Source organism: Pseudanabaena sp. UWO310 (assembly GCF_006861605.1).
Taxonomy (GTDB): Bacteria; Cyanobacteriota; Cyanobacteriia; order Pseudanabaenales; family Pseudanabaenaceae; genus Pseudanabaena.
Genome location: NZ_SELU01000097.1, coordinates 1 through 12,833, shown reverse-complemented (window position 1 = coordinate 12,833; position 12,833 = coordinate 1). Strand labels below are relative to the sequence as shown.

11 protein-coding genes are annotated in these 12,833 nt (G+C 45.2%); 7 read left to right on the top strand and 4 right to left on the bottom strand.

From position 1 onward, the window contains the following. Window positions 1–178: 178 nt before the first annotated feature. Both rnhA and ylqF read right to left on the bottom strand, forming a co-directional pair. Window positions 179–1,114 (bottom strand): ribonuclease HI, encoded by a 936-nt coding sequence (rnhA, locus tag PseudUWO310_RS21710; protein ID WP_143190445.1) that lies wholly within the window; start codon window positions 1,112–1,114, stop codon window positions 179–181. 241 nt (window positions 1,115–1,355) lie between these two features. Then, window positions 1,356–2,195 (bottom strand): ribosome biogenesis GTPase YlqF, encoded by an 840-nt coding sequence (gene ylqF, locus PseudUWO310_RS21705; protein ID WP_009627938.1) that lies wholly within the window; start codon window positions 2,193–2,195, stop codon window positions 1,356–1,358. An 87-nt stretch (window positions 2,196–2,282) separates the two neighbouring features. On the opposite strand from ylqF, the gene PseudUWO310_RS21700 reads away from it, so the two are divergent. From PseudUWO310_RS21700 to PseudUWO310_RS21675, 7 genes are all read left to right on the top strand, one after another. Further along, the gene (locus tag PseudUWO310_RS21700; protein WP_143190444.1) at window positions 2,283–3,107 is read left to right on the top strand and encodes a TPM domain-containing protein; all 825 of its coding nucleotides are present in this window, start codon (window positions 2,283–2,285) and stop codon (window positions 3,105–3,107) included. A 126-nt stretch (window positions 3,108–3,233) separates the two neighbouring features. Next, on the top strand, window positions 3,234–4,757 hold the full coding sequence (locus PseudUWO310_RS21695; RefSeq protein ID WP_143190443.1) for a DEAD/DEAH box helicase: 1,524 nt from the start codon (window positions 3,234–3,236) through the stop codon (window positions 4,755–4,757). Window positions 4,758–4,761: 4 nt separating this feature from the next. Beyond that, entirely contained in the window at window positions 4,762–4,926 is a 165-nt protein-coding gene (locus PseudUWO310_RS23130; RefSeq protein ID WP_190316118.1) for a hypothetical protein, read from the top strand. Between the two features lie 347 nt (window positions 4,927–5,273). After that, window positions 5,274–6,512, top strand: a complete 1,239-nt coding sequence (locus tag PseudUWO310_RS21690) for a peptidoglycan-binding domain-containing protein (RefSeq protein ID WP_143190442.1) — start codon at window positions 5,274–5,276, stop codon at window positions 6,510–6,512. Between the two features lie 116 nt (window positions 6,513–6,628). Next, window positions 6,629–8,437: a peptidoglycan-binding protein gene (locus PseudUWO310_RS21685; RefSeq protein ID WP_143190441.1), complete on the top strand. Its 1,809-nt coding sequence runs from the start codon at window positions 6,629–6,631 to the stop codon at window positions 8,435–8,437. A gap of 5 nt (window positions 8,438–8,442) precedes the next feature. Next, complete coding sequence (locus PseudUWO310_RS21680; RefSeq protein ID WP_143190440.1) at window positions 8,443–9,234, top strand: hypothetical protein; 792 nt, start codon at window positions 8,443–8,445, stop codon at window positions 9,232–9,234. Between the two features lie 346 nt (window positions 9,235–9,580). Then, window positions 9,581–9,952 (top strand): YraN family protein, encoded by a 372-nt coding sequence (locus PseudUWO310_RS21675; RefSeq protein WP_143190439.1) that lies wholly within the window; start codon window positions 9,581–9,583, stop codon window positions 9,950–9,952. A 153-nt stretch (window positions 9,953–10,105) separates the two neighbouring features. Here PseudUWO310_RS21675 and PseudUWO310_RS21670 read toward each other — a convergent pair whose 3' ends face one another. Then, window positions 10,106–11,392, bottom strand: a complete 1,287-nt coding sequence (locus PseudUWO310_RS21670) for a glycosyltransferase family 4 protein (protein ID WP_143190438.1) — start codon at window positions 11,390–11,392, stop codon at window positions 10,106–10,108. A 205-nt stretch (window positions 11,393–11,597) separates the two neighbouring features. Continuing rightward, entirely contained in the window at window positions 11,598–12,569 is a 972-nt protein-coding gene (gene pip / locus PseudUWO310_RS21665) for a prolyl aminopeptidase (RefSeq protein ID WP_143190437.1), read from the bottom strand. Window positions 12,570–12,833: the final 264 nt, after the last annotated feature.

Here is a 12,833-nt window from a genome sequence, read left to right as displayed (position 1 = left end):
TGGGGCATGGATAAGATCTTTTGTTGAGGAACTTGAGTATCTCATCTCTTGCCCCTTTTATCCCTCTTGTCTCATTCTGAGACTCTATGCCTAGCAACCTTTTCCAGACTTTTCTGCACCACTAAGGATAACTTTTTAATGTTTCGACTCCTTCCCTTTTTATTAAGATTAGTCTTAACTACATATACTTAGCAGTATAGCTACGGGCGATCGCATCGCATCTCTCGTTATCAGGATCACCAGAATGTCCCTCTACCCAATGCCATCGAATATTTGATGAATTGAGAGGGTCGAGTTGTTGCCAAAGTTCTTGATTTTTGACGGGCTTATTGTCCTTAGTTTTCCAGCCGTTCTTTTTCCAGCCCTTAATCCATTTAGTGATCCCATCGAGGACATATTTACTGTCGGTATAAAGATCGACAGGTGTAGATTGCTTGTGAGTAGCGAGAAATTCTAAGGCTGTGATCGCCCCTTGCAGCTCCATTTGATTATTGGTAGTTTCGCGAATCCCACCACCGATTTCCTTGGTACTACCATCATTAAAATGGATGACTACACCCCAGCCACCAGGACCTGGATTTTTAGAGCAAGCGCCATCGGTATGGATGCTGATGATTTTCGATGGGGCTGAATCGGGAATTGGGGATTGGGAATTGGAGATTGGGGAATCACTGATTGCTTTTGTTTTGGGGCTAGCTTTCGATGGAGATTCAGCGGTTGCTTGTAGTTGGGTTACAGCATTTGTCGATGAGATTTGATCGCGCGATCGCACGATTTCGACGGCAACAGAACCGAGGAAATTGGGAATTGGCGGGTGCTTGATAATTTTTACTTCAACTTGAGTAATTTTGGTGTCTCCGAGAAGGCTATCGGCGATCGCACCAGCTAAACGCTCGATCAGCTTAAATTTATGCGTTTGCGTGAGGTTCTCAATCTTGCGAATGCAGGAAATATAATTGACGGTATCTTCAATGTCATCATTATGAGTCGCCTTTTCAAAATCTACCCACAGGGTTGCATCCACTTCAAACCATTGTCCTAATACATTTTCTTCAGGCAAATACCCCACATAGCCATAGGCTTTAACCCCTTTTAAATAAATTTTGCTTGTCATGGATTTGAATTTGTTTTGAATTTATGGATATATTCACTTAAGTCAGGACATGAAACCCAATAGAGAGTTGCGGCGCGAAGCGCCGCAACTCTCTATTGGGTTTCATATTTGTCCGACCATTACTGAATATAGCTATATTTTGAATTTGTTTGATTAAGATTTCTAAAATTTTTTCCAGTTTTTGTCTGAGTTTTACCTTAAAACCCTTCCTAACTATAAATCTTATTACGACTTGACGATCTTACTGAGGTGGCATTTCTAAAGCGATCGCCCCTAACTTCCCTTTCCGAAAATCATATAAAATCAATCGCGCGACTTTATCTAAATCTCCTTGAAACTTATTTAGAGCCGCAACTTCGTGAATATACTCAATTCCTGAGCTGACAGACTGCGGATCGATCGCATAACGACTACTAAGTTTGACATTCAGTTGAATCAACAAATCTACGGCTTCGGCGGCGACGAGTACGTTGTCATAGGCGGCTTGACCGATATCATCACAGATCGCTAATTTCAAGGCAGCATCTTGATCGTGGAGCAACGGTGGGATTACGCCTGGAGTATCTAATAATTCGATCTCATCGGAAATCCTAATCCAACGGAGTTGGCGAGTTACGCCTGGTTTATTGGCACTTGCGACGACTTTTTTCTTGAGTAGCCGATTAATGAGGGCTGATTTGCCAACGTTAGGAAATCCCACTACCACTGCTCTGACGGGACGGGGCAACATACCGCGACCACGCCGCCGTTCGTTAACCTTCTCGCCTGCTACTTGCGCCGCCTTGAGGAGATCCACCATGCCTTTACCAGCTTGCGCATCAGTGAAATAAGCCATGCGCTCTTGTTCGGTGAACCAACGAGTCCATTGCATTTTCACCGATGACGATATGGCATCAATACGATTGCATACTAAAATATGAGACTTTCCCTCCACCCACTTTTCGATTTTGGGGTGCTTACTAGACATCAAAATGCGCGAATCGCGCACTTCAATGACCACATCAACCAGTTTTAGTTGTTCTAACAACTGCTTTTCAGCCTTGGCGATATGACCTGGGTACCACTGAATTGGGCTTGCCATAGGAAATAATACGGAGAGAGAGTATTTTTAACTATATACTGCTGCTAAGATATTAAGAAATATTAAGATAAACCTTTAACAAAAATCATGATTAGATCCACCTTTCAGCAACTTGCTTGGAGATTTAGCGCGATCGCGATCGCCATACTTCTGCCCATCGCGATCGCGTTTACCCCTATGTCTAATGCTCATGCTTTTGATGCCCCTGAGCTACTACCAGAAAAATATACAAATGTGATCGATCTTGGTAAATTCTTAACCGATTCCGAAGAATTAGCCCTTGATCAAAAACTAACTAAATTTGAAGAACAGACAGGTTGGAAACTGCGGGTATTGACCCAAGTTGATCGGACTCCCGGTCGAGCCGTTAAGGATTTTTGGGGACTGGATGACCAAAGCGTCATGCTAGTTGCTGATTCCCGTGGGCGGAACTTACTTAATTTTAGCGTGGGGGATGCGGTGTACCCACTCCTATCTCGCAGCTTCTGGATCGAGCTCCAGTCGCGCTATGGCAATCAGTTCTATGTCCGCGAGCAGGGATACGATCAATCGATATTGTCTTCTATTGATGCGATCGCTACTTGTCTCGATCAAGATGGATGTGCGGTTGTACCAGGAATACCCCAAGAACAATGGATCCTGACCTTGATTACTTCGATTGTTGGGGGCGTGGTCTTTGGGTTTGCAGGACATCCTCGCAAGGAAGGCGAAATCTTTGCTTGGAAATGGGCGCTTATTTTCACACCATTATGGGGAATGTTGTTTATTTCCTTCGGCTTAGGTCCCGTATTAACGCGCACTAATGAGTGGGTTCCCGTAGTTCGCAATGTTGCAGGATTTGTCGGTGGTGCGGTGGTTGCCTATCTAATTCCCTCTCCAAAACGGGTAACCCCATCTCCCGAAATTCGTTAATTTTTCAGGATATAAGCCCCAAGAATTGACTGGCGGCGCTTCGCGCCGCCAGTCAATTCTTGGGGCTTGATTTGTGTTAAGGCAAGTGACTGTAGCTATACAATTGAATGAGTCTGAAATTCAACTATGCCTCGGCTTCCTAAACTAACTTACGATCGCGGCACCTTAATCCTCCATCCACCGCCTAAGGGCAAAGCATGGATCGAATTCGCCACATGGGACGATCGCATTGAGAAATTTCGCATTCCGGCCTATTGCTATCGCGAATTAATTTTGAATTTGCGCTCAGACGAGATTGCGATCGAAGATCTTGCGAGGGGCTATAGCGAACTCAACTTAAATCCACAGGGCTTAAATTCACAGCGCAAAATGGAGCCTTACCCCCATCAAAGTGAGGCTTTAGCAGCGTGGCAACGGATTGGCAAGCAGGGGGTGGTGGTCTTGCCCACCGCCGCAGGTAAGACCTATTTGGCTCAGTTAGCGATGGAATTAACTAATCGCAGCACCTTAATAGTTGTTCCGACCCTTGACTTGATGCATCAGTGGTATGCCCACTTATTAGAGGCTTTTCCCGATGTGGAGATCGGGTTATTGGGAGGTGGAGCGCGCGATCGCACACCGATTTTAGTCTCCACCTATGACAGCGCAGCAATCCATGCCGAAACTTTAGGTAATCTTTACGGCTTGATCGTATTTGATGAGTGCCATCATTTACCTACGGATTTTAATCGTGTGATTGCCGAATATGCGATCGCCCCCTATCGGCTTGGTTTAACCGCCACTCCCGAACGCAGCGATGGCAAACATAGCGATTTAGAAATGCTGATCGGTGAAGAAGTCTATCGTAAATCTGCCGAAGAGTTAGCAGGAAAAGCCTTAGCCGAACATAAAATCGTCCAGATCAAGGTTTCTCTCTCTGCCCAAGAACGCGATCGCTATAAAGCCTTAATCCAAACCCGCAACCAGTTTTTAAAGGAAGCGAAAATCTCTCTTGGCAGCTTGGAGGGGTGGCAGAGATTCGTACAGGCAAGTGCGCGATCGCAAGCAGGACGTAGCGCTATGCTCGCTCACCGAGAATCGAAGGAATTATCCTTAGGAACGGAATCAAAATTACTTGTCCTATCGGATTTATTGGCACAACATTTTCCAGAGCGCATTCTGATTTTTACCAACGACAATGCCACGGTCTATCGAATTTCGCAGGAATTATTAATTCCTGCCCTCACCCATCAAACTCCCGTCAAGGAAAGACATGAAATATTAACCTTCTTCCGTGAAGGCAAATATAAAACCCTAGTGGCTTCCCATGTTTTAAATGAGGGCGTTGATGTGCCTGAGGCGCGTATTGCCATTCTATTATCGGGCACAGGCTCGGCGCGTGAATACATTCAGCGGTTAGGACGGGTGCTGCGACGGGGCAAGGATGTAAATAAACAGGCGATTCTCTATGAGGTAGTTACTGAAGGCACAAGCGAAGTCCGCACCTCAGAACGTCGTAGAGGCGTTGAGCGATCGCGCCCCGAACAGCAGCAAGACAAGGTCATCAATATGGGCATTAGGTACGAAGGCGACCTTATCCCACAACCGAAGGTTGCCGACAGCCCTCAAAATTACGATATCAAGGATATCAAGGTCAGCATAGAGCTATAGCTCTATGCTGCCAAAAACCTCAAAGAGAGTTGCCGCGCGGAGCGCGGCAACTCTCTTTGAGGTTTTATGTCCTGATGCAGTTGGCGGCAGCTATATATTCACCATCAAGCCCAAAATAGAGTTGCGGCGCGAAGCGCCGCAACTCTATTTTGGGCTTGTTCTCACCTAATTGAATATATAGCTGTCGCCAAGTGTATTAGGACATAAACCCCAAGAATTGACTGGCGGCGCAAAGCGCCGCCAGCCAATTCTTGGGGTTTGATTTTTCCTCATTCAAGTGACTGTAGCTATAATCCCAATTCACAAAAGTGTTGTCACACTTTTGTGAATTAAAAAATAAACCTAATAACTGGGCATAATTAAAATCTAAAACCCTATAGCGCAAGCGCAGCGTGCGCTACAGGGTTTTGGATTTTATATTTAATTGCGCCTAGCTACTTATATACATTTTTTGACATAAGAAGCCAGAAAAAATCGTTTAAAATAAGGTATACCTCAATTATTTTGGTAGCACCTATGGAACTTGCAGCATATATATATGATGCATGGGCGTACGAACAAACCAATCAGGGGGCATCTGATCGCCAACTGCTCATTTCTGTTGAGTTTGCTGATAGCGATCGCCATGGACTTGATTGGAACTTTGCTGCGATTAAATGGCAAGCCTATGTGCTATCAGCGATCGCCCTTACCAGTCTTGGTGGGTGGGGCTGGAACTCTGCACCTGCATCGGCTCGCGTTCTGGAGCCTTCGGTTAATGTGGCTCCTTGGTGCACCAACCTATATCTTTGCGATACCAGTTATATGTTGGAGGTACAGACTTTATTAGCTCAGCGGGGCTTTGCAGTGGGCGATATTGATGGGGTCTATGGCGGTGCTACCAAACAAGCCGTAATTGATTTTCAAAGGACACAACCCAATCTAGTTGCCGACGGTATTCCTGGGGAGAAAACCTTGGTCATGCTAAGAAATTCATCGCCAACCAACAATGTTCCTCAGAAACCAGTCACACCGACAGAGAAAAATAATAACACCTCCCAAAATCAGGGTTCGAGCCAAAGCCCCAATCAGACAATTACGATCGTGCGATCGGATAATTCTCAAACACCTAATTCTCAAACACCTAATTCTCAAACACCTAATTCTCAAACACCTAATTCTCAAACACCTAATTCCCCGCGTTCAGAGTTAAGCGAGATTGGCAATTTACAGTTATTGCTAAAGCAAAGGGGCTTTTATCAAGGTGAAATTGATGGGCAAATAGGTCAATCCACGACTGAGGCGATCATGAGAGCCCAGCGAGCCTACGCCTTAACCCCAGATGGGTTTGTTGGTCCCTTAACGACACGTTCCTTACTAGCGGGTGGAAATAATGTACCTCTATCCCAGCCAGCTTTACCGCGATCGCCAACTCCCCAAGAAGTGGTAGACGCTCAATTATTCCTCAAAGAGCGTGGTTTTTATGGGGCTGAACTTAACGGTCAATACGATCTTCGTACCAAGGACAGTATTTTAAAAGCGCAACTTGCCTACGGGCAGCCCGCGACTGGCGCATTGAGCCCTGAATTGCTTACAGCGCTAAAGTCTCAAAATAGCTCTCAAAATCAAAATGTTGCCCAAGCTGCTCCCAATAGCCCCCAAAGTACTCCCAATGCTCAGTCTGGTGGCAATGTACCCTTAAAAAATACACAGCAAGCACTTAGCTCCAGTCAAAATGCGCCTGTCCCCGCCGCCAAAAGTTCTAATTCTACCTAATTAACAACTATTCCCAATTCACAAATATTCCCAATCTTAATTTCTAGCTCGGCATATTTTTCAGCATATTTCTCAGTTTTAAGACTCTCAATCCCTAATCTCCAAAAGGTCTAATTATGGAACTTCTAGCTTACATCCAAGAAGAATTTACTTACACAGACGATGCGATCACTAGCGAGATCCCCGAATCTTTTGCTGCATGGTCTAAGAAATTAACGACTAAATCAGCCAAGCTGAGTTTTAGCGTGCTTTTAACGGGTAGTACTCTACTAGTTGGTTTAGGTTCGACCCTCAATGCCCTAGCTGCCGAAGCACCTTCCTCGGATGTGAAGTACATCCAGTCCCTCCTATCCAAAAATGGCTTCGATCCAGGCGCGATCGATGGCGTTGCTGGATCGACAACTAAAAATGCTATCCTTCGCGCTCAAAAGGCTTACGGGCTTACCCCCGATGGCATTGTGGGTAGTCAAACCATTGCGGCTCTTGAAAATGGGAAAGAAGCAATCGCCCCCAAAGCTGATGTTGCCGATACCACCGTTGCCATTGGCGAAACGAATAGCCGTGGTTCATCAGCGGTGATGAATCTTCAGAAATTGCTTGCTGACCGTGGTTTTTATAATGGTGCTGTCGATGGCATTATGGGAACGCAGACTCGCACTGCGATCGTGGCAGCCCAAAAGGCTTATAATCTCACGCCCGATGGTGTGGCTGGACCCCAAACCCTAGCTGCTTTAGAAACCGATGGTGGGAATAAATCTGCCGTAACGCCCATTAGCAGTACCACGACAAAAAGTGATGAAGTCGCTAACGTGCAAGCATTGCTAAGTAAGCGCGGTTTTTATAATGGTGCTGTCGATGGCATTATGGGACCACAAACGCGTTTAGCGATCGTGGCTGCTCAGAAAAACTATGGTTTAGCTGCCGATGGCATCGCAGGTTCACAAACTATTGCTGCCTTAGAATCTGGTAGTAGCACCGTCAATATTGCTAGCAAGAATCCTGAAACTAAATCCGCAACTACCAATGATAAAGATGTAGCCGCATTGCAGGAGCTATTAGCTAAGCGTGGTTTCTACAATGGCGCGATCGATGGAGTCAAAGGAGCGCAAACTAACGCCGCGATCGCTGCTGCACAAAAAGCCTATGGCTTGACAACCGATGGTATTGCTGGCGCTCAAACCATTGCCGCATTGCAAAAAGATGCGCGACCTACTGCTCCTAAGGTCAATCCATCGACAAGCAATAATCAAGCAGCTAAAACCACACCAGATATCAATGATGGTGGAGTGGCTAACTTACAAAACTTACTGACTGATCGGGGATTTTATAATGGTCCGATTACAGGTTTTCTAGGTTCTCGTACAAAAGAAGCAATTATTGCCGCTCAAAAAGCCTATGGCTTAACCCCAGATGGTATTGCTGGAGCGAGGACGATCGCAGCTTTAGAATCTGGTGCGCCGAAGAAGCAAGTCTCGGTAAATACCGCTCCGACACCCAGCGTTCGTGTAGAACCTAAGCCCCAAGCTACTCCTCAACCCCAGCTACAACCACAAATTCGCGTTCAGCCGCAGGCCGCAGCAACCCCTTCGGCTCAAGCAACTCCTCAGCCAACTACCCAAGCAACTCCTGCTCCCACAGCTAATCCTCAAGTAACTCCTCAAGTCCAACCCACAACACCCGCCGCAACTACCGCGCCAACACCCGCCGCTAGCAATACAGGTAATCCTCAAATTACTGAACTACAACGCTTATTAACCCAGAGGGGCTTTTACAATGGGAAGGCTGATGGCGTATTGTCTGCTGAAACTCGTAATGCGATCGTCAGAGCGCAAAACTTTTATACAATTACGCCCGCTGACGGTTCGCCAAGTAATAAACTGATTGATAGTCTGAGTAAAGATACATTTATTTCTGAAGGCAAGTAAGTCAGATGCGGTTTCGTAACCTTGCTATTAATTTGGGAGCGATCGCCCTGTTTGGAGCGATCGCCCTCAGTTTGCAAATCCCCAAATTAAATCAAAGATTAAGCGGACAAACCCTAGAAGAAACTCGTAAAGCAGTTAGAGAAGAAGAAGCAAGGCTGAAATTGATTCGGCAGTTGCCCCCAAGAGGACTGGGGTTTAATAATATGATTGCCAATTTTGCATTTTTGCAATTTTTGCAGTACTTTGGCGATGATATTTCGCGAAACAATTTTCAAACTGGATATAGCCTGAGCCCGCGCTACTTTGAAAATATTATCGAACGCGACCCGCGATTTGTGAGTAGCTATATATATTTGTCAGCCAGTGTATCGATGTTTGCGGGGGTTCCTAGGGAGGCTAACGAAATATACGCGAAGGGTCTGCGATCGCTAGATCCCGAACAACAGCCCAACGCCTATACAGTTTGGCGATATAGAGCAACCGATCAACTGTTATTTTTGGGTGACGCTAAAGGCGCAAGAGATTCCTACCTCAAAGCAGCGGAATGGGCAGACAAAGCAAGTTTATCTGGCAAAAAAATGGTCGAAGATCCCAAACTAGCTGCGGAATTTTCCCGCCAATCAGCACAATGGCTTGAGGAAAAACGCGATCTGACCAAGGCTCAGATTGGTGCTTGGTCACTTGTTTTGCAAAACGCTATGGACAAGAAAACCGTCCAGATCGTTGCCCAAGAACTCGATAAGCTGGGCATGAAAATCGAGATCGTCAATGGCGCACAAACCATAGTCCGTAAATAAAGTCAGTTCGGGTTAAGCAAACCCTTTCTCAAAGCCCGTTTCAAATTATATAGCTGTCGCCAATTGTACTAGGATATAAACCCCAAGAATTGACTGGCGGCGCGAAGCGCCGCCAGTCAATTCTTGGGGTTTGATTTGTCCTAAGTCAAGTGACTGTAGCTATACCAATTCACGAAAGTGTGACAACACTTTCGTGAATTAAAAACTAAACCTAGTAGGGGTTTTCAAGTTAAGGAATGGCGTAGCCATTTCTTAACTTGGTATAAGGTTTTGAGATTCAAAAAATGGCAGCGCCATTTTTTGAATTGGTTTAACTGGATAATAGCTGAATCCTCAGGTTAAGTGTATGACCAAATCAGTGGGCGATCGCGGAGAGGGATTAGTAGCCAAGCTCCTACAAACTAATGGGTGGGAAATTGTAGAAACCCAGTGGCGCTGTCCTTGGGGTGAGCTAGACTTAATTGCCCGCGATCGCCAATGGCTATTGTTTATTGAAGTAAAAACTCGCAGCGATCGCAGTTGGGATATGGATGGCAGTCTCGCCATCACTCCGCATAAACAAGCTAAGTTAGTTAAAGCCGCATCAATATTTTTGAGCGAACATCCCCATTTAGCCCAACTTGCCTGCCGATTTGATGTTGCCCTAGTCCGCCGCACAGGATCGGAATTTTGCTTACATGCTTATATCGAGCAAGCATTTATCCCAATAAGTAGCTAGGCGCAATTAAATATAAAACCCCCAAACCCTGTATCGCACGCTGCGCGTGCGATACAGGGTTTGGGGGTTTTATTATGCCCAACTACATACCAAGTTAAGAAATGGCGTAGCCATTTCTTAACTTGGTATGACAAGCGGTGACTGCCATAATTTTTAGATATTATGAAAGCTCTGTTGAGTTTGCTCGACTGATAAGGAGCTTTGTTCGCTTAAACCCAGTGCAGTTATATACTTCGGAATTGCGCGATCGATAGTATAACGACGCTCTAATAATCGACGAGCATTTCGCCCCAATGTTGATTGAATATGAGGATTTGCGGCAAGCCAACAAATGTAATCGGCTAGTTCTTGGGCATGACCATTGTCAAAACAAGCACCACAATCACCCTCAGCAACTAACTCTCGTAAATAGTTATTCTCAGGACAGATGACGGCTACAGGTCTTGCCGCCGCAAGAATTCCGTAGATCTTGGAGGGGGCGATCGTATCGCCAACATTAGGCAAAATGCTTACTAACGACAGATCGCAAGCGGTTAAGGAAAATGGCAAAACTTCACGATCTTGATAGGGCAATTGCAAGGTATTCGTAAGCTCCCCTGTAGCGATCGCCTGTTTAATAACTTGAGAACCAACCCCATTACCAATAAATACAAATTTGATATCTGACCGATAGCTTAATAACTGAGCGCATTCTAAAATAGTCTTGTTGTCATGGCATCGTCCCAAGTTGCCTGAATAAAGCACCACAAAGCAATCCGTTAAATCATATTGTTTCGCAAACCAATTGTCTGACTTGGCGATCGGATTAATAAATTTCGGGTCAGCCCAGCTATGAATGACGTGAATCTTGTCGGCGAGATCTCGATGTTTTTGAATTAGTAGCTGCTGCATCGGTTCGCTCAAAACGATCAAGGACTCGGCGCGATGCCACACTTTATGATTGACAAATTCCCAAAATCTGACAATCAAATGATCCGAGGGAACGACCTTAAGACGTACAGCGACTTCAGGATAAATGTCATAAATAATGCAGCTATAGCTATGTCCAAAAATTTTGTTGTAAAGCCATCCAATTAATCCCAAAAATGGCGGGGCTGAGGTTAGGACTAAATGAGAGCCGCGAATATCTTTGCGAAGCAGCTTAATGACACAACGAATGATAAAGAGGACGCTGCTAAAAACTTTATTGCGAATGCGCTTAGACATGAGGTGAATCGAGCCAGTGCGCCTTACCAATACGCCATTATCCCGTTCTTCATGTTTGACATCTGTTTGCCGAAAGGCATAGCCTGGCATTCCCGTGAATACACTTACATCAAATCCTTCTTGAGCTAACGCTCCAGCTAAATCATAGACAAACTGTCCAGTTGCGGCATAGTCTGGCGGATAAAATTGAGTAATGATACTAATGCTAGTTTTTAATTGTTTTTTAACTGCCATTAACTTACTCGTTAGATGTTTTGCGTCTCAACCTGTCACAATTTACCGAAGATGAAGTTTTGCGGGATAATACCAAAACTAAAAGTGGCATAGCCATTTTGGGCTTTTCAAACCCTTACTAGGTTCGGTTTTTACTTCACGAACGTGTGACAACACTTTTGTGAATTGGTATAACTTAGAACACCATGTAAGGAGAATATGGAGGCTAGGGACTCGTCTGGAATGTTGCTGCTGATTGAAGCAGGCGATCGCCTGCTTCAATCAACGCACTACGAATACCCACCTCTGTCATGGCATGTCCCGCATCAGGCACAATGATAAAATCTGCTTCAGGAAAGGCTTGATGCAGTTCCCAAGCGGTAAACATTGGACAAACTATGTCATAACGCCCCTGAACAATGGTCGTAGGAATATGGCGAATGCGATCGAGATTGTCTAAAAGCTGATTTTCTGAGTGAAAAAATCCCTTGTTGACAAAGTAGTGACATTCGAGTCTTGCGAAAGCCTCAGCAAATTGATCGGAACCAAAACGTTGGATTAGTTGTAAGTCAGCAATGAGTTTACTCGTACTGGCTTCCCAAATTGACCAAGTCTTTGCAGCGAGCGATCGCTCTTGGGGATCGTCACTCAGGAGACGGCGATAGTAAGCGGCTATCATATCGTGACGTTCTTCAATGGGAATCAAGTCAACGTATTGTTCCCAAGCTTCTGGGAAAATATAACCTGCTCCCTCTTGATAAAACCATGCCAGTTCCTTGGGGCGCAGCATAAAAATACCCCGTAAAATTAAGGCTAGGCAGCGATCGGGATAGGTTTGGCTATAGGCAAGAGTTAAGGCGCTCCCCCAACTTCCCCCCGATATAACCCAGCGATCGATATTGAGGTGTTTGCGTAAGGTCTCAATATCCTCCACTAGATGCCAAGTGGTGTTTTCGGCTAGTTCGGCATAGGGAGTGCTTTTGCCACAACCCCGTTGGTCGAATTGGACGATGCGCCATCGGTGAGGATCGAAATATTGGCGATAAATGGGCTGGCTTCCTCCCCCAGGACCACCATGCAAAATGATGACGGGTTTACCATGAGGATTTCCTGATTCCTCAAAATAAATTGTATGCAAATCAGAAACGGGTAACAGTCCCTGTCTATATGGCTCGATTGCTGGGTATAGTTCGCGCATAGAACACTTTTATAAAGAAATTATTGCTTTATAAATTATGGAAGTGCCTAATATAGCAACTTAAGGCAAAAAAAGCGCATGGAGACAAAATCGCGATTCATTTTTTTATTTTTATAAGTAGCTAAGTAGCTAGGCGCAATTAAATATAAAACCCAAAAACCTGTGGCGCACGCAGAGCGTGCGCCACAGGTTTTTAATCTGGATTTTAATTATGCCCAGCTACTTAGGCGTAATTAAATATAAAACATATAAAACCCAAAGAGC

What these genes read in the sequence shown, in the direction of transcription:
- pip (WP_143190437.1), bottom strand. Translation starts at nt 12,569, where the DNA reads ATGCGCGAACTATACCCAGCAATCGAGCCATATAGACAGGGACTGTTA.
- PseudUWO310_RS21685 (WP_143190441.1), top strand. Translation starts at nt 6,629, where the DNA reads ATGGAACTTCTAGCTTACATCCAAGAAGAATTTACTTACACAGACGAT.
- PseudUWO310_RS21680 (WP_143190440.1), top strand. Translation starts at nt 8,443, where the DNA reads ATGCGGTTTCGTAACCTTGCTATTAATTTGGGAGCGATCGCCCTGTTT.
- PseudUWO310_RS21670 (WP_143190438.1), bottom strand. Translation starts at nt 11,392, where the DNA reads ATGGCAGTTAAAAAACAATTAAAAACTAGCATTAGTATCATTACTCAA.
- PseudUWO310_RS21700 (WP_143190444.1), top strand. Translation starts at nt 2,283, where the DNA reads ATGATTAGATCCACCTTTCAGCAACTTGCTTGGAGATTTAGCGCGATC.
- PseudUWO310_RS21695 (WP_143190443.1), top strand. Translation starts at nt 3,234, where the DNA reads ATGCCTCGGCTTCCTAAACTAACTTACGATCGCGGCACCTTAATCCTC.
- PseudUWO310_RS23130 (WP_190316118.1), top strand. Translation starts at nt 4,762, where the DNA reads ATGCTGCCAAAAACCTCAAAGAGAGTTGCCGCGCGGAGCGCGGCAACT.
- PseudUWO310_RS21675 (WP_143190439.1), top strand. Translation starts at nt 9,581, where the DNA reads ATGACCAAATCAGTGGGCGATCGCGGAGAGGGATTAGTAGCCAAGCTC.
- PseudUWO310_RS21690 (WP_143190442.1), top strand. Translation starts at nt 5,274, where the DNA reads ATGGAACTTGCAGCATATATATATGATGCATGGGCGTACGAACAAACC.
- rnhA (WP_143190445.1), bottom strand. Translation starts at nt 1,114, where the DNA reads ATGACAAGCAAAATTTATTTAAAAGGGGTTAAAGCCTATGGCTATGTG.
- ylqF (WP_009627938.1), bottom strand. Translation starts at nt 2,195, where the DNA reads ATGGCAAGCCCAATTCAGTGGTACCCAGGTCATATCGCCAAGGCTGAA.